The 26,577-nt window shown below is 59.8% G+C and carries 23 protein-coding genes; 9 read left to right on the forward strand and 14 right to left on the reverse strand.

The annotated features are described in order from the left end of the window. Position 1 precedes the first annotated feature (1 nt). Together parE and mazG are read left to right on the forward strand one after the other, a co-directional pair. On the forward strand, positions 2-1,978 hold the full coding sequence (gene parE / locus ACIGGE_RS17475) for a DNA topoisomerase IV subunit B (protein ID WP_397491292.1): 1,977 nt from the start codon (positions 2-4) through the stop codon (positions 1,976-1,978). Positions 1,979-2,037: 59 nt separating this feature from the next. Continuing rightward, complete coding sequence (gene mazG / locus ACIGGE_RS17480) at positions 2,038-2,802, forward strand: nucleoside triphosphate pyrophosphohydrolase (protein ID WP_397491293.1); 765 nt, start codon at positions 2,038-2,040, stop codon at positions 2,800-2,802. Here mazG and hflX read toward each other — a convergent pair. The 7 genes from hflX to dusB all read right to left on the reverse strand — a co-directional run bounded on the left by hflX (position 2,799) and on the right by dusB (position 12,026). Then, positions 2,799-4,094, reverse strand: coding sequence for a GTPase HflX (hflX, locus tag ACIGGE_RS17485; protein WP_397491294.1), 1,296 nt, complete (start codon positions 4,092-4,094; stop codon positions 2,799-2,801). The two genes, mazG and hflX, sit on opposite strands and share 4 nt — an antisense overlap. 17 nt (positions 4,095-4,111) lie before the next feature. Then, the gene (gene hfq, locus ACIGGE_RS17490) at positions 4,112-4,651 is read right to left on the reverse strand and encodes an RNA chaperone Hfq (RefSeq protein WP_370372770.1); all 540 of its coding nucleotides are present in this window, start codon (positions 4,649-4,651) and stop codon (positions 4,112-4,114) included. A 166-nt stretch (positions 4,652-4,817) separates the two neighbouring features. Then, entirely contained in the window at positions 4,818-6,203 is a 1,386-nt protein-coding gene (locus ACIGGE_RS17495; RefSeq protein WP_397491295.1) for a sigma-54-dependent transcriptional regulator, read from the reverse strand. 17 nt (positions 6,204-6,220) lie between these two features. After that, positions 6,221-8,440 carry an ATP-binding protein gene (locus ACIGGE_RS17500; protein ID WP_221598395.1) on the reverse strand — a complete coding sequence of 740 codons (2,220 nt, stop codon included), beginning with the start codon at positions 8,438-8,440 and terminating at the stop codon, positions 6,221-6,223. Between the two features lie 85 nt (positions 8,441-8,525). Continuing rightward, entirely contained in the window at positions 8,526-9,938 is a 1,413-nt protein-coding gene (locus ACIGGE_RS17505; RefSeq protein ID WP_397491296.1) for a sigma-54-dependent transcriptional regulator, read from the reverse strand. A 7-nt stretch (positions 9,939-9,945) separates the two neighbouring features. Beyond that, the gene (locus ACIGGE_RS17510) at positions 9,946-11,010 is read right to left on the reverse strand and encodes a nitrogen regulation protein NR(II) (protein ID WP_397491297.1); all 1,065 of its coding nucleotides are present in this window, start codon (positions 11,008-11,010) and stop codon (positions 9,946-9,948) included. Continuing rightward, positions 11,007-12,026 carry a tRNA dihydrouridine synthase DusB gene (dusB, locus tag ACIGGE_RS17515; protein WP_397491298.1) on the reverse strand — a complete coding sequence of 340 codons (1,020 nt, stop codon included), beginning with the start codon at positions 12,024-12,026 and terminating at the stop codon, positions 11,007-11,009. The genes ACIGGE_RS17510 and dusB overlap by 4 nt, the downstream gene beginning before the upstream one ends. An 81-nt stretch (positions 12,027-12,107) precedes the next feature. Here dusB and ACIGGE_RS17520 point away from each other — a divergent pair, with 81 nt between their 5' ends. From ACIGGE_RS17520 to ACIGGE_RS17530, 3 genes are read left to right on the forward strand one after another with little or no spacing between them, the layout of a single operon-like run. Then, on the forward strand, positions 12,108-13,250 hold the full coding sequence (locus ACIGGE_RS17520) for a bifunctional 2-C-methyl-D-erythritol 4-phosphate cytidylyltransferase/2-C-methyl-D-erythritol 2,4-cyclodiphosphate synthase (RefSeq protein WP_397491299.1): 1,143 nt from the start codon (positions 12,108-12,110) through the stop codon (positions 13,248-13,250). A 4-nt stretch (positions 13,251-13,254) separates the two neighbouring features. Continuing rightward, complete coding sequence (locus ACIGGE_RS17525; RefSeq protein ID WP_397491300.1) at positions 13,255-13,800, forward strand: hypothetical protein; 546 nt, start codon at positions 13,255-13,257, stop codon at positions 13,798-13,800. Then, positions 13,800-14,300 carry a CinA family protein gene (locus ACIGGE_RS17530; protein WP_397491301.1) on the forward strand — a complete coding sequence of 167 codons (501 nt, stop codon included), beginning with the start codon at positions 13,800-13,802 and terminating at the stop codon, positions 14,298-14,300. Before ACIGGE_RS17525 ends, ACIGGE_RS17530 begins: the two co-directional genes overlap by 1 nt. On the opposite strand, the gene ACIGGE_RS17535 is transcribed toward ACIGGE_RS17530, so the two are convergent. Both ACIGGE_RS17535 and lipA read right to left on the reverse strand, forming a co-directional pair. Then, positions 14,297-14,752, reverse strand: a complete 456-nt coding sequence (locus ACIGGE_RS17535; protein WP_103025059.1) for a type II toxin-antitoxin system RatA family toxin — start codon at positions 14,750-14,752, stop codon at positions 14,297-14,299. The genes ACIGGE_RS17530 and ACIGGE_RS17535 overlap by 4 nt on opposite strands. After that, a complete protein-coding gene (gene lipA, locus ACIGGE_RS17540; RefSeq protein WP_103025091.1) occupies positions 14,752-15,693 on the reverse strand; it encodes a lipoyl synthase in 942 nt (313 codons plus the stop codon). The genes ACIGGE_RS17535 and lipA overlap by 1 nt, the downstream gene beginning before the upstream one ends. Positions 15,694-15,791: 98 nt before the next feature. On the opposite strand from lipA, the gene ACIGGE_RS17545 reads away from it, so the two are divergent. Next, entirely contained in the window at positions 15,792-16,430 is a 639-nt protein-coding gene (locus tag ACIGGE_RS17545; RefSeq protein WP_397491302.1) for a carbonic anhydrase, read from the forward strand. A gap of 36 nt (positions 16,431-16,466) precedes the next feature. Next, on the forward strand, positions 16,467-17,195 hold the full coding sequence (locus ACIGGE_RS17550) for an NYN domain-containing protein (RefSeq protein ID WP_103025061.1): 729 nt from the start codon (positions 16,467-16,469) through the stop codon (positions 17,193-17,195). A 56-nt stretch (positions 17,196-17,251) separates the two neighbouring features. Here ACIGGE_RS17550 and ACIGGE_RS17555 read toward each other — a convergent pair whose 3' ends face one another. Then, complete coding sequence (locus ACIGGE_RS17555; RefSeq protein WP_397491303.1) at positions 17,252-18,538, reverse strand: hypothetical protein; 1,287 nt, start codon at positions 18,536-18,538, stop codon at positions 17,252-17,254. Between the two features lie 302 nt (positions 18,539-18,840). On the opposite strand from ACIGGE_RS17555, the gene gyrA reads away from it, so the two are divergent. Continuing rightward, entirely contained in the window at positions 18,841-21,681 is a 2,841-nt protein-coding gene (gene gyrA, locus ACIGGE_RS17560) for a DNA gyrase subunit A (RefSeq protein WP_103025063.1), read from the forward strand. Positions 21,682-21,937: 256 nt separating this feature from the next. Here gyrA and ACIGGE_RS17565 read toward each other — a convergent pair whose 3' ends face one another. Continuing rightward, on the reverse strand, positions 21,938-22,606 hold the full coding sequence (locus ACIGGE_RS17565; RefSeq protein ID WP_397491304.1) for a lysoplasmalogenase family protein: 669 nt from the start codon (positions 22,604-22,606) through the stop codon (positions 21,938-21,940). 53 nt (positions 22,607-22,659) lie between these two features. Between ACIGGE_RS17565 and trmFO the strand changes: the two genes are divergently transcribed. Then, a complete protein-coding gene (trmFO, locus tag ACIGGE_RS17570) occupies positions 22,660-24,027 on the forward strand; it encodes a methylenetetrahydrofolate--tRNA-(uracil(54)-C(5))-methyltransferase (FADH(2)-oxidizing) TrmFO (protein WP_397491305.1) in 1,368 nt (455 codons plus the stop codon). Here the strand turns inward: trmFO and ACIGGE_RS17575 are convergent. From ACIGGE_RS17575 to ACIGGE_RS17585, 3 genes are read right to left on the reverse strand one after another with little or no spacing between them, the layout of a single operon-like run. After that, complete coding sequence (locus ACIGGE_RS17575; protein ID WP_196846107.1) at positions 24,024-24,482, reverse strand: EF-hand domain-containing protein; 459 nt, start codon at positions 24,480-24,482, stop codon at positions 24,024-24,026. The genes trmFO and ACIGGE_RS17575 overlap by 4 nt on opposite strands. 29 nt (positions 24,483-24,511) lie before the next feature. Continuing rightward, positions 24,512-25,174, reverse strand: a complete 663-nt coding sequence (locus tag ACIGGE_RS17580; RefSeq protein ID WP_397491306.1) for a hypothetical protein — start codon at positions 25,172-25,174, stop codon at positions 24,512-24,514. A 16-nt stretch (positions 25,175-25,190) separates the two neighbouring features. Further along, a complete protein-coding gene (locus ACIGGE_RS17585) occupies positions 25,191-26,576 on the reverse strand; it encodes a pyruvate dehydrogenase complex E1 component subunit beta (RefSeq protein WP_397491307.1) in 1,386 nt (461 codons plus the stop codon). Position 26,577: the final 1 nt, after the last annotated feature.

A 26,577-nucleotide genomic window follows, 5' to 3' on the forward strand; every position in this document is an offset into this window, starting at 1 on the left:
CATGTCCGACGATCTGTTCGAAAACACGCCCACCTCCAGCGGCGATTACGACGCTTCCTCGATCGAGGTTCTGGAAGGCCTCGAACCCGTTCGCCGCAGACCCGGCATGTATATCGGCGGGACCGACGACCGCGCGCTGCACCATCTTGTCGCCGAAGTACTCGACAATTCGATGGATGAGGCAGTGGCCGGGCATGCCACGCGGATCGAGGTGCGGCTCGACGAAGGCAATCGCGTAACCGTGTCGGACAACGGACGCGGCATGCCGGTTGGCGAACACCCCAAATTCCCGGGCAAATCCACGCTCGAGGTCATCCTCTCCACGCTGCACTCCGGAGGCAAATTCTCTGGCAAGGCCTACGCCACCAGCGGCGGCCTGCACGGCGTCGGCGTTTCGGTCGTGAACGCCCTGTCCAGCGATACGCGGGTCGAGGTCGCGCGTGACAAGCAGCTTTACGCGCAGAGCTTTTCCAAGGGGCAGACCTTGGGCGCGCTGGAAGAACTCGGCCCCACTCCCAATCGGCGTGGGACGACAGTCAGCTTCGTCCCAGATGTCGAAATCTTCGGCGACCGCCAGTTCAGTCCCAAGCGCCTGTTCAAGCTCGCCCGTTCGAAGGCCTATCTCTTTGCAGGCGTCGAAATCCGCTGGAAATGTGCCGAAAGTCTGGCCAGCGAAGACGTGCCGGCAGAAGCCGTGTTCAAGTTTCCGGGCGGTCTGGCCGATCATCTTGCCGAACAACTCGGCGGACGCGAATGCGTTACTACGCAGCCTTTCGCGGGTAATCAGGATTTCCCCGACGAGGCTGGCCGTGTCGAATGGGCCATTGCATGGCCGCTCTATTCGGACGGATCGACAAGCTGGTACTGCAACACCGTTCCCACCCCCGATGGCGGAACGCATGAACAGGGGCTCCGCGCGGCGCTCACCAAGGGACTGCGTGGCTTCGGCGAACTGACAGGGGCGAAAAAGGCCAAGGATCTTACTGCCGACGATGTGATGACCGGCGCCGAGGTCATGCTCAGTGTCTTCATTCGCGACCCCCAGTTCCAGAGCCAGACCAAGGACCGGCTTACCTCGCCCGAGGCCGCGCGACTGGTGGAAAACGCCGTTCGCGATCATTTCGACCATTTCCTCTCCGACAATATGGATCGAGGCAAAGCCCTGCTCGGGCAGGTCATGGAGCGAATGGACGAGCGCCTGCGTCGCAAGCAGGAGCGCGAGATCAAGCGCAAGACCGCGACCAATGCCAAGAAGCTGCGCCTTCCGGGCAAGCTCACCGACTGTTCGGGCGAAGGTGATGGTGAGACCGAACTTTTTATCGTCGAAGGCGACAGCGCAGGCGGCAGCGCCAAGCAGGCGCGCAATCGCAAGACTCAGGCAATCCTTCCGATCCGCGGTAAAATTCTGAACGTCGCATCCGCCACTGCCGACAAGATCCGTGCCAACAGCGAAATCGCCGATCTCTCCCTCGCCATGGGGTGCGGCACACGCAAGGATTGCGATCCCGAACAACTACGGTACGATCGCATCATCATCATGACCGATGCCGACGTCGACGGCGCACACATCGCCACGTTGCTCATGACGTTCTTTTTCCAGGAAATGCCCGATGTCGTGCGCAATGGGCACCTCTACCTTGCGCAGCCTCCGCTTTATCGCCTGACAGCCGGTAAGGAGAGTCGGTATGCACGCGACGATGCGCATCGCAAGGAATTGGAAGAAACTGTTTTCAAGGGCAAGAAAGTCGAAGTCGGTCGCTTCAAGGGTCTAGGCGAGATGAATCCGGCCCAGTTGCGCGAAACGACCATGAACCCTGAAAGCCGGAGCCTGATCCGCATTACCCTGCCCGTCGAATTCGAACAGCGTGCGGTGGTGAAGGAACTCGTCGATCAGTTGATGGGGCGTAACCCAGAACACCGGTTCAATTTCATCCAGAACAACGCCGGCGAATTCGATCGCGAGATGATCGACGCGTAAACCCGCGGGTCCGGTCCGCAGGATCGATCAGCCCAAAACCCTAGCCTTTGGATTGGCCCATGTCCCATCAGACCGACCGACTATTGAGGATCATGGCGCGACTGCGCGACCCGAAGGCCGGCTGTGAGTGGGATAGAGCGCAGACCTTCTCGACGATAGCGCCTTATACCATCGAAGAGGCTTACGAGGTCGCCGACGCCATCGAGCGGGCCGACATGGACGAGCTGCGGGGCGAACTCGGCGATCTGCTGTTTCAAGTCGTCTTCCACGCGCGAATGGCCGAGGAATCGGGCGACTTTTCTTTTGAAGATGTCGCGCGTGACATCTCCGACAAGATGGAGGCACGTCATCCCCACATCTTCGGTGACGAAGGCGGGATCATGGAAGACAGCCGCTGGGAAGAGATCAAAGCGGCGGAACGCGCTGCTGCCGGATCGACTAGCGCGATGGACGGCGTGGCGCTTGCCCTGCCCGCGCTACTCCGCTCGGACAAGCTTCAGAAGCGGGCGGCGCGTGTCGGGTTCGAATGGCCCGATATCGAGGGTCCGATCCAGAAACTTCATGAAGAACTGGGCGAACTGGCGCATGCCGAAACCGAAGGGGACAGGCTTATGGAAGCCGGCGACGTGCTGTTCGTAGCGGTCAACATCGTGCGCCGATACGGGGTCGATCCGGAACAGGCTCTCCGCGCATCGAACGGCAAGTTCGAACGTCGCTTCAAGAAGATGGAAGAACTGGCTCGAAGCGACGGCAAGGATTTTGCCGAACTCGATCTCGATACGCAGGAGCTTTACTGGCAACGCGCAAAAGCACAGATCGGTTAATCCAGCGCCTCGTACTGCCCCATTTCCTTGGGATTGAGCCGAACAGTGATGAGGCGGTTAGAACCGTCGGTTTCCGCTTCGACATCTTCAAGCACTTCGCCATGCGCATGCAGCCAGGCAATGCGGCGGCCGTCGCTAGCGGGCACCTCGAAGCTTCGGAGAGTAGCGTTGCGGGTCAACATGCTTCCGAGACGATCGAGCAAAGTATCGACACCGTCTCCAGTCAACGCAGACATGGCGACAATCTCGTCGTCAGCTTCGACCTGCTCGCCCAGTTCGTCCGCGTCGTCGACGCTCAGCAGGTCCCACTTGTTCCAGACCTCCAAGATCGGGATCGACGTATCTCCTTCCCCATCGATTACGCCAAGATCGCGCAATACATCAAGGACCTGCGCTTTCTGCGCGCCCGTCGAGGGGTTCGAGATATCCCGAACATGGCAGATGACGTCGGCCGACGTCACTTCCTCCAGCGTAGCGCGGAAGGCGGCGACCAACTGTGTCGGAAGATCGGATATGAAGCCCACTGTATCCGACAGGATCGCTTTTTCGACGCCCGGTAAGGCTATTGCCCGCATTGTCGGATCGAGTGTTGCGAACAGCAGATCTTCCGCCATGACTGTGGCGCCGGTGAGGTAGTTGAAGAGCGTCGATTTGCCGGCGTTTGTGTATCCGACAAGGGCGACCACTGGCCAAGGAGCCCGTTCGCGCCTTTCGCGATGCAAACCGCGGGTCTTGCGAACCTGCTCGAGTTCCTTGCGCAAGCGGCCCATACGCTGGCGGATCATTCGGCGGTCGGCTTCGATCTGCGTCTCGCCCGGACCGCCGAGAAAACCGAAGCCACCGCGCTGGCGTTCGAGGTGAGTCCAGCTACGTACGAGCCGGCTCTGCTGATAGTCCAGATGCGCCAGCTCTACCTGCAAGCGCCCTTCGGCAGTCGCAGCACGCTCCCCGAATATTTCGAGAATCAGTCCGGTTCGATCGATGACCTTGCGAGAAAGCTTGTCTTCGAGATTACGCTGCTGGATCGGGGTAAGGGCCCCGTCCACCACCACCAGTTCGGCTTCGTTCTGTTCGCAAGCAATGGCGATGTTGTCGACCTGCCCGGCCCCGAACAACAAATTGGGTCGCACGTCCCTTACAGGCAGCACGAAGCTTTCCGCGATCGTAATACCGATCGCAAGAGCAAGACCTTCAGCCTCGGCCAACCGGGATTGGGCATCCAAATCGTAGGCCATCCCACGGATATCCGGGCACACCACGAGTGCCCGCGCCCCGCGAGATACCTCGCCCATCAGATCATCGTCGAAACTCAGGAGTCGTCCTCTTCCCAATCTTCCGTCAGATCGACCGCCGTAGCCGGCTGGATCGTCGACACGGCATGCTTATACGCGAGTTGAACATACCCGTCGCGTTCTAACAGCATGCAGAACAGATCGTAGGCGGCAATCCTGCCCTGCAGCATCACGCCATTGACCAGAAACATCGTTACCTGCGCTTCGGCCTGGCTGACGCGGCTAAGGAAAACATCCTGAAGCAGACGCTGCTTCGCACCAGAACTCTGGCTGCCGAACTGTTCCGTATCAACCGGCTGTGCTGGCATGATCGTGCTGATCGCATGCTTGTAGACCAGTTGCGACTGCCCATCCCGACGAAGCAGGATGGAGAAATTATCGAACCACGTGACGATGCCCTGAAGCTTGACACCCTTGACCAGAAACATGGTCACGGGAGACTTGTTCTTTCGCAGGAGGTTCAAAAAGGCGTCCTGCAGGTTTTGCGGACGCGCCCGCTGTTCGGGCTGAGGCGGCTTGGGTCGTGGCCGCGCAGAGAGTGTTCGTTCGCCGGACATATTCTTTCCCGTTTTTTGGCGGCCCGTCTTAGAACCGCAATCTGGGCGCCCACCACGCCCGGGGTGTCCGCAAGTTCTTCGCGAACGAACCTAATGTGGTTGAATACTCATAACAACGCAATGCAATCCTAGTTTCGAATAAAATCGCGCAACTTTGCGATCCTGCTCAAGTCTTACGATCGGATCCCTTGCGCTCGACCATACCAAGCAGCTTCAGTTTCCGGTGCAGAGCAGACCGTTCCATCCCGATGAAAGTCGCCGTTTTAGAGATATTGCCGGAAAATCTACGGATCTGGACGGTGAGATATTCTCTCTCGAAGTTTTCGCGCGCCTCGCGCAATGGGGCGCCCATCATTGCTCCGACACCGCCGTTAGCGCCAATTTTTCCGCCGAGTACTTCTTCCGGAAGCATATCGACCTCGATCTGCTCCAGGTTTTCCCGCGGTGTCAGGATGATTGTCCGCTCGACTACATTGCGTAATTGGCGCACATTGCCCGGCCAGTCGTATGCTTGCAGAGCCGCCATGGCCTCTTCGCTGATTGTCGGCGGGCGCAATCCTTGTTCAGTTGCATAACGCGCGAAAAACCCGTCGGCCAACGACGGGATGTCGTCCCGGCGCTCGGCCAGAGATGGGACTTCCACCGGCACCACGTTCAAACGATAGAAGAGGTCTTCGCGAAACCGCTTCTCTTCCATTTCGTTTGCAAGGTCGCGCGACGTCGATGAGACGACGCGGACGTCTACACCGATTTGTCGAGTCCCCCCGACCCGCACGAAACTCTGTTCTGTCAGAACACGTAGAATGCGCGCCTGTGTGGAAAGCGGCATGTCCGCGACTTCATCCAGATAGAGCGTGCCTCCGTCGGCAGTCTCCAACAGGCCTGGGCGCACCAGCTTGCCATCTGCCTCTTCCCCGAACAGTTCCTCTTCAAACCGTTCGGGGGTGATGCGCGCGGAATTGACGATGACAAAGGCCTTGTCCGCCCGCGGGCTCCAGCTGTGTAAGAGCCGTGCAGCCACTTCTTTGCCGGCCCCTGCAGGTCCGGTCACCAGAACACGACTGCCAGTGCTTGCGACGCGCTTCAGCGTGGCCCGCACAGCATTTATGACTGCCGAATTCCCAGTGAACTCGTCGATCTGCGACTCGTTCTCGCGCAACCGCGTATTCTCGCGGCGAAGTCTTTCCGTCTCCGTTGCTCGCTCTACCAGGTAAAGCAGACGTTCCGCTTCGAATGGCTTCTCGATAAAGTCGACGGCGCCGCGACTGACGGCACTGACGGCCGTGTCGATATTGCCGTGACCGGAGAAGATGATGACGGGCAAATCGGGTTCACGTACCTTGATGGCATCGAGAACCTCGAGCCCATCCATCTGGCTACCGTGTAGCCATACGTCCAGCAGCACCAGGCTGGGTCGCTTCGTGTCGACCGCTTCGAGAGCGGATGTGCTATCGGCCGCGGTGCGGCACTCGTAGCCCTCATCACTCAGGACCCCCGCGACCAGTTCGCGGATGTCGCGTTCGTCATCGACGATCAGAATGTCTAACGCCATGCGGCCTTATCCTTCATCTATCCTGTGTGCTGTCCGTCGCCGTTCTTGGCGAGCGGATCGCGTGCAAATCGCATCGTTACGCGCGTGCCGCCGGTCTCGACCGAGGTGAACGTCATTTCACCGCCATGTTCCTCGACGATCTTGTTGACGATCGCCAAACCCAGACCGGTGCCTTTTTCGCGCGTGGTCACATAAGGTTCGAGAATGTTGACCCGGTCCTGCGGCAACCCAATTCCGTTATCCTGCACCGAGACGATTACCGAATCTTCGCCCGGCTCGACCGCGATCAGGATCTTGCCGCGGTAATCGACGTCGGACGACTGGAGTTTGGTTTCAATCGCTTCGTAAGCATTCTTGAGCGTATTGGTCAGCGCCTGGCCCAATTGGTGCCTGTCGCATTGCATGCGTATCGGGCCATCATGTGGCGCTTCCAACCGGTAATCGACATCGGGGTGCGCGACTTCCTGGAGGAACAGCGACTGCCTGACCAGATCGAGCATGTCCTCAGGGCGGAAACTTGGTTTGGGCAGTCGCGCAAAGCTGGAGAATTCATCCACCATCTTCCGCAGATCACCCACCTGCCGAACGATCGTGCTGGTCAATTCATCGAACAACTCGCCATCTTGTGCGATCTGTTTGCGGTATCTGCGCTTCAATCGCTCCGTCGCGAGCTGAATGGGGGTCAACGGGTTCTTGATTTCGTGAGCAATCCTGCGGGCAACATCGGACCATGCGGCCTGCCGTTGATCGAGAAGCTGCCGGGTAATGTCTTCAAACGTAATGACGTGTCCGTCACTTTCGCGACCGATCTTGACCGCCAGCGTCAGCAATTCGCCCCTGCGGTTATGCGACACGACGCCTCTGGTCAGGCCGGCCCTGACCATTGCGCCAATCTGCGGTGCAAGATCATCGAGCGTGCTGGGCAACTCCTGCGGTGAGGCATCGTTTTCCAGCATAGCCTGCGCCGGTGCGTTCATCAGGAGCACATTCAGGTCGGTATCGACTGAAATCACGCCCGCACTCACAGATTCAAGAACCGCTTCAATGAAGCTACGCCGCTCTTCCAGCTCGGTATTTGCAGAGAGCAGCGCATCGGTCTGCTTTTCCAACTGAGCGGTCATCCGGTTGAAGGCGCGGTTCAGCAACCCGATCTCATCGGCGCCCGTCCGTCCTTCGACGCGAAGCGCGAAATTACCCGCCCCGACCTTGCGCGCGGCCGCCACCAGATCGGTAAGCGGCTCGACCTGTCGGTCGGCAAAGCGAAGCGCGAACCAGACGGCGAGGCCCACCAGGGCAAGGGACACGAAAAACAGCGCGAGATTAAAGCGCAGTTGAAGGGCCCGGGCCCGCTTCGTCAGTTCGTTGTACTTGCTAGAAATCGAGCGAGCGGTCTGCCAACTGCGAAAGGTCCCGGCTTCGGCATTGCGCGCGGTATAGAGATAGATACCCGTGTCGCGATCGATCGGTGCAACTGCTTCGATCCGTTGAGGACTTCCCCGGACCGCAACCTGTTCTCCGGCGTTAAGTCGAGCGAACGATTGCTGCGCAAACGCTCGAGGGTCGCTGTCCTCATTTAGTCCGTAGACAACCGCAGTCCGCATCGACCTGTCGGGCATCGCCTGCAGAATTGCGCTTTCCATCACATCGCGAGGTTCCGCCTGGTACTGATAAACCAAGGCGAAATTCGGATCTGTCAATTCGACGCGTCCAAGAATGGAGCGCATGTCCATGGCCATCGAAATCGTTTCATTGGCCAGATCAAGCTGGTTTTCCTCATAGTAGCTGTCGGCGAGCCTATTGGCGTTTTCCATCAGGCCACGGGAATCGTCCGAAAACCAGAAATCCGCACCCGATTGGAACAGGAACGCGGCGAAGCCGGCGACCATCAATGTCGGAACGGCGGCAATCATCGAGAAAAAGAACACCAGCCGCACGTGAAGCCGCGCGGTACTTCCCGCCGCTCGCCGCAACGCAATCCTGCGGCCTGCCAGAACCAGCAGTGCCATCGAAGGGATCAGCATGCCGATAAGAAGCCCGGCGACCTGCCGGGACGGCAGCAAGGCGCCGTCGGGCGGCGCATTGGTGAAAGTGGCCCAAGTGCTGGCCCCGATGACCACAATAGCGATCGCGGCAGCGATTTCGATATAGGCGAATATATTCTTGCGGCGCGACGTCACAATGAATCTGCGCCACCAGCGAGGAGTCTGATTCCTTGGTACTTCTACGCCTGACGCCATCGTGGCGGGCATACAACGGGAGTGTTGCACATTTGCAAGTATAAATTCGACAAATTGTGGCCGGCTGTCGCCAGTTCGCGCGGCATCAACTCCGGCGCGCGAAATTTTCCGGTGTAATATCAAGCTCCGAAAGGCGTTTTCGCAAGGTGTTGCGATTTATGCCTAGCATGCGTGCTGCGCGTAACTGGTTTCCCTGCGTCCGCTGGAGCGTGTGCTCGAACAGCGGCTTTTCGAAAGCAGCGAGCGCCGCATGATACACACCGCCATCCACCGGACGTGCTTCGTCGAACCATGCTTCGAGCGCCGCTTCAAGACCATGTTTGGCGCTTTCACCCTCGGGCTTTCGAACCGCTGGCAATAAATCGTCGACGGCAGAACGATCGATCACGTCCTCGCGCGCCATCAGGGCAAGACGAAAGATCGCATTACGCAGTTCGCGCACGTTTCCCCGCCATTCGCGTGCCTCGAGGGCTTCGATCGCTCCCAGGCTCGCTAGTCGGTTAGGCAGACCCTCGCTCGCGGCCTGTCCCAGGAAATGGCGAACCAGCGCGCCGACATCCTCCGGTCGCTCCCGCAACGGCGGCAGATGGATGGGAACCACGTTCAGGCGATAATAGAGGTCCTCGCGAAAGCGCCCTTCGCCGATCATCGGCACCAGATCACGATTGGTCGCCGCGACGATGCGCACATCCACGCCGATTTCCTGCCGCCCTCCGACGCGGCGGATCCTGCCGGATTGCAATGCGCGCAACAGCCGCGTTTGTGCTTCGGCCGGCATGTCCCCGATTTCGTCGAGGAACAGCGTCCCGCCATTGGCCTGCTCGAACTTGCCGATCTGTTGGCTGACAGCTCCGGTGAAGGCTCCGCGCTCGTGACCGAAAAGCTCGCTTTCAAGAAGATCGTGCGGAATGGCTGCCATGTTGACCGCCACGAACGGCCCCGTTTTGCGCGAACCGAGCTCGTGGATGGCTTCCGCCACCAGTTCCTTGCCTGTACCACTCTCGCCGGTGATCAGGACCGTTAGATCGTTCCTCAGGACGCGCGTGATCATTCGGAACACGCCCTGCATGGCGGGACTGCGTCCGATCAGTGGCAACGCGCTATCTTCCGGCTCCTCGACGCCCTCTACCGACGGACGGTTTGCAACCGCCTGCGCAACCGCCTGCATAAGTTCATCGAGATCGAACGGCTTGGGAAAATACTCGAACGCGTCGCTGTCGCTGGCGCGGACTGCTGTATCCAGCGTATTCTGAGCCGACAGAACGATCACGGGCATGTCGGGGGCGGCGCGCCGGACCGCGTCGATGGACGCCAGGCCATCGCCATCCTGCAGGATTACATCTGTCAGCATGACATCGAACCGACCATAACCGAGCAGCACATCGCGCCGCTCGATGCTTTCGCAGGCGGTAACCTCGAACCCGTCCTCGCGCAGCGCCTCGGTAATGACCGTGGCGATGCTCTTGTCGTCTTCGACCAGCAGAACTGCGTGGCTCATCGGTCCCCTACCCTGCCGCTATCGGCAAATTGATGCGGAAATGCGTTTCACTCGCGCGCTCATCCCGCTCGTGTGAAATGCGCCCCCCCATGTCGCGAAGAAGCTTGCGGACAAGGGCCAGTCCAAGTCCCTGACCATGCGGCTTGCTCGATACGAAAGGCTCGAAAACATGATCGCGCAGCGCAGGATCGATCCCTGGGCCACCGTCGGTCACGGTTATCTCGATCGGCAGCCTGGTCGCCTTGCCGAAGCGTATCGTATTGAAAACGAGCCCGCTGACGAACCGGGTACGTACGCGAACCTTCGGCTCTGCCACTCCGGCACACGCGTCGCAGGCATTCGCGATCAGATTGATCAGGACCTGCTCCAGCGCGCCCTGATCGGCAGCGACGGGTGGCAAAGAGGGATCGAATTCTTCTTCCAGTTCGCATGCCGTGGTGCGCGCTGCCCTGACCGTAGCCATGGCATTGCGGATCGCAGCGTGAAGATTGCACGGCCCCGTGATCTCTACCGGCTTTGCGCCCAATTGCTGCATGCGGTCGATGAGCTGCGCAATCCGATCCACTTCTGTAGAAATCATTTGCGCCAGCGGCTTGTCCTTGCCCGCAACCCGCCGCGCCAGCAATTGGCTTGCCCCGCGGATCGCGGAAAGCGGGTTCTTGATTTCATGGGCCAGCACTGCCGGGGCACGCAATTCGACGCGTTCGGTTTCGTCTTCGTCATTTTCCGGCTGCCCGGCATCCGACAGGGTAAGGACCCGCCATCCGTTCTCGCCAGGCATCGGCGAACTGCTGATATTCACCCGGCGATCGCCGATCGCAGTGGCGATGGTCGCACCACGCGCCACGATCTGCGCATCGTTGGACTGTAACCGATCGCTCAGGCGTTGATCGGAAATTCCCACTACGTCCCAGAAGCGTTTCTCGGACAATTTGCGAGCACTGCGACCGAGCATTTCTTCGGCAGCATGGTTGGCTTCGACGATCTTGTCGTCTTCTTCGAGTAACAGGACTGCAAAGATTAGCGACGCTAGCTGGTCGCGCGCGTCGGGCGCACCAGCGGGCGTGCTCACGCGGCCCTTCGCTGCAACATGGGTTCGTAGAACCGTTCGATCTCCTCGAGAACCTTCATGGGGTCGTCGATGAAGTTGACGAAATTCCTGAACTCGGCGGAACCGTGCAGTCCCTTGGTGTACCAGCCAAGGTGCTTGCGGGCGATCTTGGTGCCGACATCTTCGCCATAATGGTCCAGCATCATACGATAGTGTTCGATCAGCGTTTCAAACTGTTCGTCCACACTCGGGCTTTCCAGCACTTCGCCGGTGCGCCACCAATGCATTACCTGACCCAGCAGCCAGGGTTTCCCATAGGCGCCGCGACCGATCATGATACCGTCCGCGCCGGATTGATCGAGCGCCTTCGCCGCATCTTCGATGGTGCAGATGTCGCCATTGGCAATTACTGGAATTGAAACCGCATCCTTGACCTTGCGAATGAACGCCCAGTCTGCGCTGCCCTTGTACATCTGATTGCGCGTGCGGCCGTGCACGGTGATCATTTTGACGCCGAGATCCTGGGCAATGCGCGCGAGTTCCGGGGCATTGAGGTCAGCATGATCCCAACCCATGCGCATTTTCACCGTAACCGGGACGTCCACCGCCTTGACCGTCGCTTCCATAAGCTTCGTCGCCAGCGGCACTTCACGCATCAAGGCGGAGCCCGCCAACTGTCCGACGACCTTTCTTACCGGACAACCGAAGTTGATGTCGATTATCGCAGCGCCGTTGTCCTGCTGAAGTTTGGCTGCCTCTGACATGCTGACCGGATCGCACCCGACAAGCTGCATCGAAACAGGTTCTTCGGTCGCGTCCCAGGCAGCCTTCTGAACGCTCTGCCGGGTTTCGCGGATCGCCGCTTCGCTTGCGATCATTTCGGTCACGTTGAGACCTGAACCATAACGGCGCACCAACTTGCGGAACGGCAAGTCGGTGACGCCCGTCATTGGCGCAAGCACGACCGGCGTGTCGATCGACACGTCGCCGACAAAAATGGGCTTCGGCGGAGCCGGGGGAAGAGGGGTCATCGTCATGCCGGAAATCATTGCCTAAATATTGGGCAGGCACATAGTGCGTTGCAGCTCAAACAGCAAGCCGCTAGCGCGCTGCTGCCTATGGACGACGCCCCCACCCTTCCCTCGTTCGCCGCGATAGTCGTTGCCGCCGGCAAGGGACTGCGCGCCGGTCAGCCGCTTCCCAAACAGTTCGCGATGTGGCGGGGCAAACCGGTTTTGCGCCATTCTGTCGAAACGCTGCTCGATGCAGGGGCTCGTCCGCTGGTAATCGCTGTCCCGCCGGATGGCGAACAGGCGGTGCTGGACGCGTTGGCGGGATTGGAAGGGTTTGCACTGGTAGCGGGCGGCACGACGCGTCAGCAATCCGTGAAGAAGGCTCTCGCCGCCGTCGACAGCGCCGAACGAATCCTGATCCACGATGCAGCCCGGCCGGATCTGCCCCTACCGGTGATCGAACGCCTGCTCGCCGCGCTTGAGCACCACCCCGGTGCAATACCCGTTCTGCCGGTGATCGACAGCCTCTCAGTCGAGAACGACGGCGTGATGAGCGGCACCGCTCCACGTGAACAGCTTCGGCGCGTACAGACCCCGCAGGCATTTCGCTTTGATGCAATTTTCCGTGCACATCAGGCCTGGCAGGACGAAGCCAGTGCCGGTGATGACGCGCAGGTCCTGCGTGCAAATGGTGGCATTGTGGCTCATGTTCAGGGCGATGACCGTCTCGCTAAACTGACCTTCGCGGAGGATTTCATGGTTCAACAGCCGAGCATTCGGATCGGTATGGGCTTCGACGTCCACCGCCTCGTCGAAGGTGAGGAACTCTGGCTCGGCGGCATCCGCCTCGATCATTCCAAAGGGCTTTCCGGCCATAGTGATGCCGATGTCGCCCTGCATGCCATCGTCGATGCACTGCTCGGAGCAGTGGCGAATGGCGATATCGGCAGCCATTTCCCTCCCAGCGATCCCCGGTGGAAAGGCGCCAGCAGTGACCGGTTTTTAGAACACGCGGCCAGGCTTGTTCGGGAAGCCGGTTATGGTGTCGGCAATGTCGATCTGACGATTATCTGCGAAGCACCGAAGATCGGCCCGCACCGCGACGCCATGCGAACACGAATTGCCGATCTGCTTGGCGTTGACATCGCGCTCGTATCGGTAAAGGCCACGACGACGGAACGTCTCGGTCTTACGGGTCGCGGCGAAGGAATAGCGGCGCAGGCAATAGCGACAGTCATCAAGGAATAAGAACATGAAGAGTGCGACCGGCAGAAAAATGATCACCGCGGCCGTGGCCAGCCTCGCATTACTACAGGCTCCGGCAGCCTCGGCTCAGGAATGCATTGCTCCGCAGGATCTGACTGACGCTGCCATCTACGCCGTGCCGGTCATTGCGAATGGCTTTCGTGCATCATGTTCAGCCCAGCTGTCACCCAATGGGTTCTTCGCTACCCAGGGCCAAGCTTTCGTCGCCCCTTATGAAGCCATGCAGGCAGAGCGCTGGCCGGGTGCCATGCGCGCCGTCATGATTTTTGCCACCAGCGGCAAGGAGCAGGTAGACGATGCCGGCATGCGTGAAATGGTGCAGGATCTGCCGCCGGAAGCGCTGCGTCCCTTCGTCGATGCGATCCTGGCACAGAAGTTGGGCGAATCCATCAAGCCGGCTGACTGCGGCAAGATCGAACGGGCAATGGAACTGCTTTCGCCCCTTCCGCCGGAAAATCTCGGCGGACTGCTGACGTTTGTGATGGATATCACCGGTAACAGGCAGCCGGCAGTATGCGACGTGGACGGGTAATGTCTTCGGCGCTCCTCCCCGAAGAAATCGAAAGCCTGGCGCGCAGGGTTGTCGAAGAAAACAGGGCTGCCAACCGTAAAGTCGTGCTGGCGGAAAGCTGCACCGGTGGGCTGGTCGCAGCCGCACTTACTGAAATACCGGGATCGTCAGCCGTGCTGGATCGCGGTTTCGTCACCTATTCGAACGAAGCCAAGCAGGAAAGCCTGGGCGTCCCGCTTGAAATAATCGAAACGTTCGGCGCGGTTTCGATCGCATGCGCATGGGCCATGGCAAAAGGCGCTCTCGAACGCTCTCACGCGAATATCGCTGTCGCCATCAGCGGAGTTGCCGGGCCGGATGGAGGTACCGACCTCAAGCCGGTGGGCACGGTCGTGTTCGCGCGAGTCGTACGCGGCACGGAAAGCGAGCCCGAGGGCGAACTTAAACTTTTCGAACCGATCTCACGCGCCAGCATCCGCCGCGAAGCGACACTCTGCGCTCTGGACCTGCTGCTACCCTAGAGATTGGCCGCCGCGTTCTCGCGTCCGTAGAGTTCGTCCGCCCGGTCTTCGAAAGCCTGCACCATCTTGCGGAACGCACGGTCGAAATACTGACCGGCCAGTGCTTCGAACACGGCATTTCGGAACGTGAAATCGACGCAGAAGTCTATCTCGCACCCGCCGTCTTCGGTCGGGCTGAACGTCCAGTTGTTATCCAGATCCTTCAGCGGACCGTCGACGTAAATCACTTCGATGTGATCAGGGCGCTGCTTCAGCACGCGCGAGGTGAACTTTTCGCGAATGGCCTTGAAGCCGACGAGCATGTCCGCAACCATTTCCGTTTCGCTGTCGCTGCGTACCCGCGTTGCGACTACCCACGGAAGAAACTTCCCATAGTTGCCGACGTCGGCAACCAGATCGAACATCTGCTCCTGGCTATACGGCAGTCGCCGCTTTTCGCGAATGCCGGGCATCACGCACTCTGCTTGGCCAGCTTCGCTTCCCGCGCCGCGCGCATTTGGGCGAAGTCGTCACCGGCATGATAGCTGGACCGCGTAAGCGGGCTCGATGCCACCTGCAGGAAGCCCTTGGCCCGGGCGATCGAGCCATAAGCGGCGAATTGCTTCGGCGTTACGAATTCCTCGACCTTGGCATGCTTGGGCGTGGGTTGGAGATACTGGCCCATGGTAATGAAATCGATATCGGCGCTGCGCATGTCGTCCATCACCTGATGCACCTCGAGACGCGCTTCGCCGAGGCCGAGCATGATACCCGATTTTGTGAAGATCAGCGGATTATGCGCTTTCACCTCTTCGAGCAAACGAAGAGAGGCGTAATATCGCGCTCCAGGCCGGATGGTCGGATAAAGGCGCGGCACCGTTTCCAGATTGTGATTGAACACGTCTGGCCCGGCCTCGCAGATTTCCTCGATCGACTGCTTCATGCGCCCTTTGAAATCTGGGGTCAGGATTTCGATCGTGGTATTCGGCGTCTCCCGACGCAGCGCGTTGATCACCTTGACGAACTGGCCCGCGCCTCTGTCCGGCAGATCGTCGCGATCCACGCTGGTGATCACGATATGCTCGAGCCCCATCGCCGCCGCTGCAGTGGCGGTATGTTCCGGTTCGAGCGGGTCGACCGGCATCGGCATGCCGGTCTTGATGTTGCAGAACCGGCAGGCGCGCGTGCAGGTGTCGCCCAGGATCATCACCGTCGCGTGCTTCTTGGTCCAGCATTCGCCGATATTCGGGCAGGCCGCTTCTTCGCAAACCGTATGCAAGTTGAGCTCTCGCATCAGCTTGCGCGTTTCCTGATAGCCCTTGCTGACAGGAGCCTTCACCCGAATCCAATCGGGCTTGCGCTGCATTTTGGGGCGTTCGCCCTCGGGCTGGGGTGCGGAAGAAAGGTCGTTCATATCGGCGCCCATCTAGGCTCCCTCCCCCTCTCCCGCAACCCGCATAGCTATGCGCGAGGCCTCTTGCATCGCTCACGAATTCGGGGCAGCGGAGCGATATGAAGACTTTCGATGAAATGATCGACGGCTACGGCCGCTTCCGCAGCGGCGACTGGAAGCGTCAGCACGAGCGGTGGGAACAGCTCAAGGAAGGCCAGTCCCCCCAGGTTATGGTGATTGCCTGTTCGGATAGCCGGGTCGATCCGGCGCAGATATTCGATGTCGATCCGGGCGAGATTTTCGTGGTGCGCAATGTCGCCGCTCTGGTGCCGCCGTTCGAAACGACGCCCGGCCAGCACGGTGTTTCTGCCGCGCTCGAATTTGCCGTCCAGTTCCTCAAGGTCCGCGAAGTCGTCGTGATGGGTCACGGCATGTGCGGCGGCTGTCAGGCGGCGCTGACACAGAATCTGCATGGCAACCGCCTTGGCGAAGGCGGCTTCGTGGCGCACTGGATCGACATGCTGGACGACGTGCGTGAACCGATCGCGGCGGAAAAGGGTACCGTCGGACGCGACGCCGAGCGCGCGATGGAAATGGCTGCCGTCAAGGTGAGTCTTGCCAATCTGCGGACCTTCCCTTGCGTGCAGGAAAAGGAAGCGGACGGCAGCCTCAGACTGCGCGGAGCCTATTTCGCAATTTCCGATGGCGTGCTGCATCTGCTCGACGAGAGACGTGGGGAATTTCTTCCCGCCTCCTGACTTGCGCCCGGCACCGGTGGCGGCCATGTGTGCGCCATGTCAGATTCCGGCCTCAAGAATATCGCCCTGCTCATCGACGCGGACAACACCAGTCCCAAGGGGATCGATCCCGTCCTTACCGTCATGGCGGAACTCGGGCAGGTCAATATCAAGCGAGCCTATGGCAATTTTGCCAAAAACAACCTCGCCAACTGGGACAAGATTACCCACAAATACGGAATTCGCCCGCAGCAGCAGTTCGACCTGACGGCAGGCAAGAACGCTACCGACATGGCCATGACGATCGACGCGATCGACCTTCTCTATCAGGGCAAGGTCGATGGCTTCGGCATCATGAGCTCGGACAGCGACTTTACCCCGCTGGTCACCCGGCTCAGGCAGGACGGCCTGATCGTCTACGGTTTCGGCAGTACCAGCAAAACGCCCGCCGCATTCAAGAGCGCGTGCACCCGCTTCATCGACATCGATGCGTTGATCAAAAGCGCCTCGGACGAACCGGATGCGCCCAAGTCGGAGGCCGCTCCGGGCAAATCGGGGATTGACGATGAACTCGTCGAGCTTCTCGGGACTGCATGGAAAGCCGCGAAACGCGACGAGAACGGCTTCGCGTCGCTTAGCGAGGTCGGCAATATCGCCGGCAACCGATCCAGTTTCGATGTCCGCAACTATGGGTTCAAGCGGCTATCGGACCTGTTCCAGTCCATCGACCAGTTCCAGGTCGAACGGCGCGAGAACAATCATCTCTATGTGAAACGGCTCCGCTGACGAAAAAGGGCGCGAACCGAAATTCGCGCCCTCTCTTAATCTGCTGGATCGGAGTGTTACGCTCCGCCGCTTGCCTTCTGGCTTGCATAGGCAGCCCAAAGATCGGCGATCGGCTTGCGCGTGCCATTGACCGACTTGAAGGTCGTTTCGGCCTCGGCAAACTTGCCCTGGTCGAACTGCGCGATGCCGAGGCGGGTCGAAACCATGCCCTTGTCAGCGCTCGGCATGGACAGAGCCTTGGTATACATCGCTTCCGCATCGGCCGGGCGCTTGAGGCCGAGCATGGTGTCGCCAGCAGCCATGACCGTCGAAAGCGTGGCGCCGGACTTGTTCGCATCCGCGATCAGCTTGTCCGCATCGGCACGGTCGGCCTCAGCACGGCTAGCGGCCTGCTCGCGCGTGTCGGTGATGTACGGGTCGGTCTTGTCGAGCGAGCCCTTGGCATAACCTTCATCAATCACGGCAACCACTTCGGCAGGGAGACGACGATAGTCTGCCGCATCGACATATTCGCGGTACACATTGCCATCACGCAGGGCCCCCGCGCGCTGACCGAGGCGCAGCAGATCGAGCGTTTCCGGCTGCTGGTAGCCACCAGTGTTCAACTGGATCGCCACCGCATCGCCCCAGCTTTGATCGCTCGGATACTGGCTGACATACCAGGTCGAATACTTGTTGGCTTCTTCCTTGAGGTTGTTGTTGTAAGCCTGTGCAAGACCGCGCTTCAGCCACGCTTCATCGACCGGCTCGCCAGCAGCGACCTTGCTTTCAATGATCTGGCTCAGATAGTTCAGTCCCTGCTGGGCCTGATCTTCGGCAAAGTAGCTTTCCGCCACGAAGATCAACGGATCACGTTCCGTATAACCTGCTTCGGCTGCCGCTTCGAAATAGGGGCGCGCCTTGGCGTAATCATTCGCCGCATAGGCGAGCTGGCCAGCCACGAAGTTGTACTGGCCAAGGTTTTCAGCCGGAACGTTGCCGCTCTGCAGCATCATTTCCATGCCCTGCAGCGCGGTTGGCTGATCTTCTGCCTTCACGGCCGTCGCATAGATGAAGCTACCTGCGGCGAAGCGATCGTCGTTGTTTTCAGCCGCGGCTACCAAGCCCGGGACAGCCGCCTTGATCGCTGCGTAATCGACCGGTTCGGCCGATGCCATCGTTTCAAGCGGCTTGTACGCTTCGATGAATGCCTTCGAATATTTCGGCTGGCTCTTCTTTTCCTTCTGGGCAAACGCCGGCGCTTCGAATGCGCTGGCTGCGACCATGCCGCCTGCGGCGATCGAAACTGCCAGAGCCAGGGTCGAGGCCGCGTTGTTCTTGCGGGCAAGACGAGTGAAAATCATATGATAAACTCCCAAGAGTGGATAGGGGGCTGAGCGCCTCTGCGCCTGTTCAGATTTGGCTTGGCGGCACATGCCGCGTGTGGGCACTCATTGCAAATTCTTCTACGGAAAGTGGGCTGAATGGGTATTGAATGCCTGTCTGGCTCACCGTTCATGGTTACCATCCTCGCTTGCAGTACCCATATGTGGAAAAAGCGCTCGAAACCGGGCTTTGGTTCCCGGCGCGAGTGGCGCTCCCCAACCCTTTCCCCTAGGCTCTGCACACCTAGAACATAAAGCCTTTGGCAGTACGGAAATACGTTTTGTCCGACGATATTGAAATTCTGGATACCCCCGCCCCCGGCGGTGAAGAATACGCCCGCATCGACATCGTCGATGAAATGAAGACCAGCTACCTCGATTACGCGATGAGCGTGATCGTCAGCCGCGCCCTGCCAGATGTGCGTGACGGTCTGAAACCTGTTCACCGGCGCATCCTTTTCGCCAGCAACGAGGGCGGCTTCGTTGCTGGCCGCCCCTATCGCAAGAGCGCCAAGATCGTCGGCGACGTCATGGGTAACTATCACCCTCACGGCGATGCCGCGATTTACGATGCCCTCGCCCGGATGACTCAGGACTGGTCGCTACGCGTGCCGCTGATCGATGGTCAGGGTAACTTCGGCTCGATGGACCCGGATCCGCCGGCGTCCATGCGTTACACCGAAGCGCGGCTTGCACGTGTCGCCAATGCCCTGCTCGACGATCTCGACAAGGATACGGTCGACTTCACCGACAACTACGACGGGTCGCGCCGCGAACCGACCGTGCTTCCGGCCCGTTTCCCCAACCTGCTGGTCAACGGCGCAGGCGGTATCGCGGTCGGCATGGCGACCAACATTCCGCCGCACAACCTTGGCGAAGTGATCGACGGCTGCTTCGCGTTCATGGACAACCCGGCGATCACGTCGGAAGAACTGTTCGAAATCATTCCCGGTCCGGATTTCCCGACCGCACCGCTCATCCTCGGCAAATCCGGGGCACGCGCGGCCTATACGGTGGGTCGCGGCTCGATTCTCATGCGCGCGCGCCACGAGGTCGAGACGAAGGGCAATCGCCAGTCGATCGTCCTGTCTTCCATTCCCTATCAGGTCGGCAAGAGCGGGCTGGTCGAAAAGATCGCGGAAGCCGCAAAAGAAAAACGGATCGAAGGCGTCTCCGACATCCGCGATGAATCATCGCGTGAAGGTGTGCGCGTCGTCGTCGATCTCAAGCGGGATGCCTCACCGGAAGTCGTGCTCAACCAGATCTGGCGCTATACGCCGGCACAGGCCAGCTTCCCGGCCAATATGCTGGCGATCCGCGGCGGCCGCCCCGAAGTGCTCACCCTGCGTGACTTCATCCAGGCCTTCATCGGTTTCCGCGAAGAAGTCATCACGCGCCGGACCAAGTTCGAACTGAACAAGGCGCGTGAGCGCGCTCATATCTTGCTCGGCCTCGTGGTCGCCGTCTCGAACCTCGACGAAGTCGTGGCGATGATCCGGGGCTCGTCCAATCCTGCTGCCGCGCGCGCAAAACTGCTCGCCAAGGAATGGGCGATTGGCGACATTGCGCAATATATCGCGCTGGTCGAAGCGATCGAACCGACGGACGAACAGACTGGCGGCACCTACCGCCTGTCCGAACGTCAGGTGAAGGCGATTCTCGAACTCCGCCTGCACCGCCTTACGGCTCTCGGTCGCGACGAAATCGGCGACGAGCTTAAAGAACTCAGCCTCGCGATCGAGGAATATCTCTCGATCCTGGCAGACCGCGTGAAGCTCTATCGCGTCATGCGCGAAGAGCTCGAGGAAATCCGCAATACCTATGCCACGCCCCGCATCAGCGAAATCGCGCCGGCCTGGGATGGTATCGAAGACGAAGACCTCATCGAACGCGAAGAAATGGTCGTTACGGTGACTCATGGTGGCTATATCAAGCGCACCCCGCTCGATGCCTTCCGCGCCCAGGCACGCGGCGGCAAGGGCCGCAGCGGCATGGCGACGAAGGATGAAGACGCCGTCGTCGAGATGTTCGTCACCTCGACGCATAATCCCGTGCTGTTCTTCACCAATACCGGCCGCGTCTATCGCATGAAGGTCTGGAAGCTGCCCGAAGGTGGCCCGCAGACCAAGGGACGCCCGATGGTGAACCTCCTTCCGCTGGGCGATGATGAGCGTGTCACCAACGTCCTGCCTCTGCCGGAGGATGAAGGCGAATGGTCCAAGCTCAACATCGTGTTCGCCACGGAACAGGGCATGGTCCGCCGCAATTCCATGGATGCCTTCACTAACGTGCCGAGCAACGGCAAATACGCGATGGGTTTTGTCGAAGGCAGTGGCGACCGTCTGATCGGCGTGCGCCTCCTCAGCGAAGGGCAGGAAATCTTCCTCGCTTCGGATAGCGGCAAGGCAATCCGTTTCGCTGCCAGCGATGCCCGCGAAACGAAAAGCCGCACCGGTATCGGCGTTCGCGGCATGAAGCTTCGGGATGATCAGAAGGTCGTGTCCATGGCTGTTCTTGACGCTGGGGAGCGCGATACGGAAGTGCGCGACCAGTATCTTCGAGCCGCCGAATGGAAGAACAACGATAACGAACCGACGCTCGATGCCGAAAAGGTTGCCGAACTGGCCGAAGCGGAAGAGTTCATTCTGACGCTCACAGCCAATGGGTATGGCAAGATCTCGTCGGCATACGAATATCGGACCACTGGCCGCGGCGGTCAGGGCCTCACCAATATCGGCGAACCGTCCAGCAATCCGAACCGCAACGGCCATGTCGTCGCCAGCTTCCCTGTACGGCACGGCATGCAGCTCATGCTGGTCACCGATCAGGCCAAGCTTATCCGTATGCCGCTGCAGTTCCGACATCTGATTGATGGCGGGTTCGACAGCCACACCGGCTTCTCGATCTCCGGTCGCGGATCGTCGGGCGTGCGGATCTTCAATGTCGCCAAGGGCGAACAGATCGTCAAAGCGGCAAGGATCGACGAAACCGAAGAACCCGAAAACTCCGCAGAAGAAGCTGTGGCTGACGAGATTGCCGATCGCGGTGGGCTCGATCGCACAACGCCGCACACCACCTTCCACTCGGACGATAATATCGAAGGCGAACCCGACAGCGACTGACGCTTCGCGCCCGGATTGATTTTCCTACATGAACCGGAGGGGCTAAGGCTCCTTCGGTTCTTTCACATCGTCGCCAGCCCAAACCGATCGCACCGAAGCCCGTTCTCTCGGTTTTCAAAGATATTTGAAAGGTGACACGTCAGCGCGTCGCCTCGCCCGTGCTCGATATCATACACCGCTAATATCGTTAGACTTTTCTAACTGCCAGCCCCTCTCCAGAGAGGACGCGCAGTTTTGAAAACACCGCTGGTTTGCGTCAACCTCGCTGCGTGAAGCTCTTGCCCCGCAACGTCTGAACAACCCCGGTCGCGATCAGGAACTGCCCACCGAAATAGAGCGGCCAGATCAGCCAGCTCGTTATCGATTCGGGCAAGACACCGGCTTCGCGGGAAAAAATAAACAGGTCGCTCACCACGAATAGCACGGCACCCAGGCCGACCCGGTAACGCGGAAACCGGCTCAGCCATGCTGTCGCAGCCATCGCGCCGACAACGCCAGAATACGCCGCCGCAAGCATCCAGTTATCCAGGGGAAACGTCATCAGCGCTGTGATCAGCGGCGTCAGAATCAGCAGGGCAAGTGCCGCCATGAACTGGCTCGAACTTGTCCTCTCTCGGCGATTCCGAAGGTAAAGCGCTATGGCTATCAGGTGCCCAACGGCGAACAGACCGCCGCCGACCACATAGCTGATCTCCAGGGCAACATCGCCCAATGCCCCGAACAGCATGACTGCGGCGATCAGCAGGCCATCGGTCCCTCGTCCTCGAAAAGCGGCATAGATCGCAAGGAAGGCGACGCCTGCCCCTTTCCACAGCATCAGCCAGACTCCGCCGATGGGATCGTCGGCTACGAAGAAGTAGCTGACGCCTGCAATCAGGCTGGCAAGCAGCCATGGGCGATGTTCGGAAAGGGCGCGGCGCGACATTCGGCGACGCTAGGCCTTGCCGGAAGCCACTGGCAAGCATTAGGGCGCGCTCGATGACCCATGATATCCACATAATCGGCGGCGGCCTCGCCGGAAGCGAAGCCGCCTGGCAACTTGCCAGGCGCGGCTTCAAGGTGCGCTTGTCGGAAATGCGCGGCAGCGGCGAAATGACGCCGGCCCATCAGACCGACGGCCTGGCCGAACTCGTCTGCTCGAACAGCTTCCGCTCGGATGACGACACGAAGAATGCGGTCGGGCTGCTCCATTATGAAATGCGCCGCCTCGACAGCCTGATCATGCGCGCAGGCGAAGTCGCGCGCGTGCCTGCCGGTTCAGCAATGGCAGTCGATCGCGATGTGTTTTCTGCCGAAGTTCAGCGCACCCTCGCCGAACATCCCAATGTCACCGTCATTCGCGAACGGGTCGATGCCCTTCCCACCTCCGGTGCGACCATCGTCGCTACCGGGCCACTGACGGCCCAGTCGCTGGCCGAAAGTATCGTGGGGGCAACCGGGCAGGACCGCCTCGCTTTCTTCGATGCGATTGCACCTATCGTCCATCACGACAGCATCGACATGTCCAAATGCTGGATACAGAGCCGGTGGAACAAACGCACCGAAGCATCGAACGAAGATGGCGATTATATCAATTGCCCGATGACGAAGGAGCAATATCTCGCCTTCCACCAGGGCTTGATGGACGGCGAAAAGACCGAATTTCGCGAATGGGAAGCCGACACCCCCTATTTCGACGGCTGTATGCCGATCGAGGTCATGGCTGCGCGCGGCGTCGAAACGCTTCGCTATGGTCCGATGAAGGGGGTCGGGCTCGATAACCCCTTCGATACATCGGAAGAGTTTCCGCAGGGTCGCTGGCCTTATGCCGTCGTCCAGCTCCGTCAGGATAACAAGCTCGGCACCTTGTGGAACATGGTCGGTTTCCAGACCAAGCTCAAATATGGTGCACAGGTCGAACTCTTCCGGACGATACCCGGCCTCGAGAATGCGGAATTCGCCCGTCTCGGCGGATTGCACCGCAATACCTTCATCAACTCACCCCTCGTTCTCGACCGTCAACTTCGTTTGAAGGGTGGCGATCACATCCGGTTCGCAGGACAGATTACCGGCTGTGAAGGCTATGTCGAAAGTTCGGCAGTGGGTTTGATGGCCGGGCTCATGACGGCCGCCCAACTTGCGGGGCGCGAATGGGCGCCGCCGCCGCGTACTACGGCGTTCGGCGCGCTCCTGTCGCACATCACCGGCGATGCCGAAGCGTCCACCTTTCAGCCCATGAACGTCAATTTCGGGCTATTCCCGCCCCTGCACGACGTGGGAAAGAAAGTGCGAAAAGAAGCCTACACCAATCGCGCGAAGGCCGATTTCGGGGAATGGCTCGCAGGCATGGAAGCGGTTCCCGCCTAGCAGGCGCAGCGCGGTTTCTTCTTCGGTTTGGGTGCCGTGGTCGCGAACTCGGCGGGGGTCAGCTCGTTGTCGCCATTCGCATCTGCAGATTCGAATTTTTCCACCGTGGCAACCGCCCATTCTTCGAAATCGAGCAGATTGTTGCCGTCCTTGTCGAGCTTGCGAAACGCCTCCGTTCGACTGGACAGCATTTCCGTGCGCGTGATGCGCCAGTCGCGATTACGGTCATAACGGAAGAAGCGGCGCTGCTCCTTGGTAAGCTCGGTCGCCTCGGGTGGCGCGGGTCCCACCATGTCGCCCGGGTCGGAAGCCGGAATTTCCGGAAGGTTGGCCGAGGCTTCTGCAGGCTGCGGTGGCGGCGCTCCGCGTTCCACTTCCGCCCTGCCCTGCCACCAGAACAGCCCCAATCCAGTGAGCGCGAGTGCGATCAAGGCCCCCAACACGATCCGGTTCATTCAATGCCCCCCTTGAACCCTGCGCGAGCCTAGCGTCCAATCAGGCTCAACCGCAAGGCAATCAAGGGGCTGGCGCGATCACCCAGCATGGGTCGTCCACGGAAATGAAGGGACCGCCGGGCCAGTCCGGCAATGACAGCGAGCGGCCGCATGTCGCGTGAAAGCCGCAGCCCATTCGTACCCTCTGCGGCACCCAGTTTCACCGCTCTCGACAGTTCGGCTTCGTCGCGGGCATTGATGGCAAGGTCAGCAAGCGCCCATAGCGTTCCGGCGCGGCGCAGGTCGCGCTCGTGATTCATCGTTCCAACCATATTCGCCAAGCCCAGCGACAGGTTTACCCTACCGGCTACGAACTCAAGGATTGCCGTTTCTGCAAGCGGTCGCGGGGAGAGCAATGCTTCCCACCCATCGATCAAATCGACTAACGCGGCTTCGTTCTGGTTCCAGTTCTTCCCGATCAGATCGAGCAATTGGTCGCCCCGCGGCCGATCGTGGACCGGCTTGCCGAGCTGATCGCGCCACCATGCAAGCCGCATTTGCCCGAGCATCGGCTCGCTTGCGCCAAGAACCATCCGACCGACGCGGCCATCGAGGGCAAAGGCGGCGAGCCAAATGTCCCGATGTGCGCTCGCGCTCGAAAGAGCGACGCGCAACACTTCGGGACATTCGTCGAGCAGGTCGGCACTCTCCATGAAAGCGCACTCCCCGTCAGTCGAGATAACAGACCTTCTTGACGGCCTCGATGATCCGCGGCGTGTCGACCAGCGCAAGCTTCTCGAGGTTCGCAGCATAGGGCAGCGGAACATCTTCATTGCAAACGCGGGTGACCGGCGCGTCGAGATGGTCGAAGCCTTCTTCCATACAGATCGCCACAATTTCCGAAGCAATCGAACATGTCGGCCAGTTTTCTTCGGCGATGACCAGTCGGTTCGTCTTGGAAAGCGAGGTAAGTACCGTTTCCTTGTCGAGCGGGCGCAAGGTACGCAGATCGATGACTTCCGCGTCGATGCCTTCGTTCGAAAGCTCTTCCGCTGCCTCTAGTGCAAGCCCGACGGCGATCGAATAAGAAACGATCGTTACATCCGAACCCTCGCGCATGATCCGCGCCTTGCCGATCGGAAGCACGTAGTCATCCAGATCGGGAACCTCGAAGCTTCGGCCGTAAACAAGCTCGTTCTCGAGGAATACGACGGGATCTTCACTACGTATGGCGGCCTTGAGCAGACCCTTTGCATCTGCAGCATCGTATGGTGCGATAACTACCAAACCGGGCACACTTGCGTACCATGCTCCGTAATTCTGGCTATGCTGTGCGCCTACCCGGCTTGCTGCACCGTTAGGGCCGCGGAACACGACCGGACAGCGCATCTGACCACCGGACATGTAGTTGGTCTTTGCCGCGGAATTTACGATATGATCAATCGCCTGCATGGCGAAATTGAACGTCATGAATTCGACGATCGGGCGCAGACCACCCATTGCGGCGCCGGTGCCGATGCCTGCAAATCCATATTCCGTAATCGGAGTATCGATGACCCGCTTGGCCCCGAACTCATCCAGCAGGCCTTGTGTGACCTTGTACGCACCCTGATACTGGGCCACTTCCTCGCCCATGACGAACACGCGTTCGTCCTTGCGCATTTCTTCGGCCATGGCATCGCGCAAAGCTTCACGGACGGAAACCGATGTGAAGCTGGTGCCTTCGGGAACCTCCGGATCCTTCACGTCGACCTTGCGCGGCGTCTTCATAAGCTGCGCTTCGCTGGCATCGGTAGATTTCTCTTTGCCGCCGCTCTTGTCTGATTCTGGCGATTCCTTTTCAGCGGGCGCCTCGATATCGGAAGCATCTTCATCCTCGCCAGCCAGCATGGCGATCACAGTCCCGACCTTCACGCCTTCGGTACCTTCGTCGATGAGGATTTTCCCGAGGGTCCCTTCATCCACTGCCTCGAATTCCATCGTAGCCTTGTCGGTTTCGATTTCGGCTATGATGTCGCCTGCAACGATCTCGTCACCTTCGGACTTCAGCCACTTGGCCAATGTGCCCTCTTCCATAGTGGGCGACAGCGCGGGCATTTTCAGTTCGATAGCCATG

This window comes from Qipengyuania sp. NPDC077410, from assembly GCF_044543405.1.
GTDB lineage: Bacteria > Pseudomonadota > Alphaproteobacteria > Sphingomonadales > Sphingomonadaceae > Qipengyuania > Qipengyuania pacifica.